Origin of the sequence: Bacteroides sp. 43_46, from assembly GCF_001915455.1 — a bacterium.
Taxonomy (GTDB): Bacteria; Bacteroidota; Bacteroidia; order Bacteroidales; family Bacteroidaceae; genus Bacteroides; species Bacteroides caccae.
The window spans coordinates 13176-14851 of record NZ_MNQN01000036.1 but is presented as its reverse complement, the minus strand read 5'-3'; the positions used below and the strand labels follow the sequence as shown (position 1 = coordinate 14851).

The window sequence follows — 1676 nt, the reverse complement described above, 5'->3', positions numbered from 1 at the left end:
CCACTACCCTTCACCTTAGTCACCTGACCATTCATATAAACAATGAACTTCTTACTCTTCTTCGCATTCTCTGAATAACCTCCCGCCTGATTCAGGTAGTAGTCTACATCCTTGCCTTTCATATAAGAAACAGTATTAGGAACCATGACGGCACCATTGATTGTTACCGTATTATTATTCTTCGGAATGGAGACTACATCACCCTCACGCAACACAATATCTGCCGTACTTCCGGGATTGGCCAACGCCTTCTCCAAATCGATACCGACCGTAAACGTATCCTCCACGCGGACACCCAGGGAATCAAGCATAGCCTCACCCAACTGACGGCTCATCAAACGGATTACATCACCCATACGTTTCTTCTCACTCGCATTGGCTACACGGGTAAGCTTCGCACCACGAAGATAAGCGTAGTTGGTGGCTCCGCCGGCTTTGTTGATCAAGTCTGAAAGACGTTCCTCCCTGCTGGTCATCGCATAGGAACCGCCGAAAAGTATTTCTCCTTCGACTGAAACATTCTGTTGAGGTTGATAACCGGGACTGCGACGAACATAAACCTCATCGTAGGGCTGAAGGACAAAGCCGGGGCGACCGTCAACTACAAAACCGTCCTTTAAGGCAAACGTATACATCTGACCGATAGTATCATTATCAACTGTACTATACGGGTTCTTTATTCTGCGGGATACATCAACACGGACTACGGAAGCGGCTTCACGCAGACCGCCTGCCTGAATGATCAGGTCTTCAAGGGTCATGTTATCCGCATAAGGATACGAGTCAGGCTGAGCCACTTCACCGTGGATGACCACATTACCCCTGTCCTCCAGGTCATGAATGCTGGGAATATAAAGAATGTCATTCTTCATCAGGGGGAGATTGGGAGAAGTACCCTCCATGATAGACTTGATATCCAGAGGGATTACTTCGGAAGTCAGGTCCTCACGCTGACGGTAAAGGACGGCACGGTTCAGGAACGCATCACCGGTAAGGCCCTGGGATTCGTTGACCAGTTCGCGGACGGTATTCAGCCTGCCGTTCAGTTCGTAGATACCGGGACGGTAGACCGCACCGCGGATTTCAAGCTTGTTGATGAAGCGGTTAAGGATAGCTTCGGCCGTCACAACATCGCCGTTGCGCATCTTATAGACACTGTAATCCATGTCCTTGACCGTGTTGACTTCATATTCCTGACCGTTCTGGCGAACTACACGCAAAGAACGGGTGTAGGCGTCGGCTTCAAAGCCGCCGGCATAGCTGATAAGCGTGGAAAGGTTCTCGTCCTTCTTCATCTCAAAACGCATCGGACGTTTCACCTTGCCGTCGATCTTGACCAGTACCTCATAAGCGGGAACTATCACAACGTCGCCTTCCTGAAGACGGATATCGTCCTGAATGTTACCTTTCATGATAAACTGGTAGACGTCGATTGTAGCGATGTTCCTGCCGTTACGGACCAGTTGGACATTGCGCAGGCTGCCGATGTCACTCACACCTCCCGCACGGTAAAGCGCGTGAAAGACAGTGGCAAAGGAGGAAAGGGAGTAGGTGCCCGGCTGGACCACTTCACCCATGACATTGATCTGGATAGTACGGATGCTGCCGAGTGTCAGACGGATGTCAGAGGTCGGGTCGTTCGTATTATTAAGACCGTTATAGATCTTGTTTAATGT

At 49.9% G+C, this 1676-nt stretch carries 1 protein-coding gene; it reads right to left on the bottom strand.

Annotated elements, in window-relative coordinates; all coding sequences use genetic code 11:
* On the bottom strand, positions 1-1676 hold a 1676-nt coding region (locus BHV72_RS03560; protein WP_286854651.1), incomplete at both ends, for an SLBB domain-containing protein.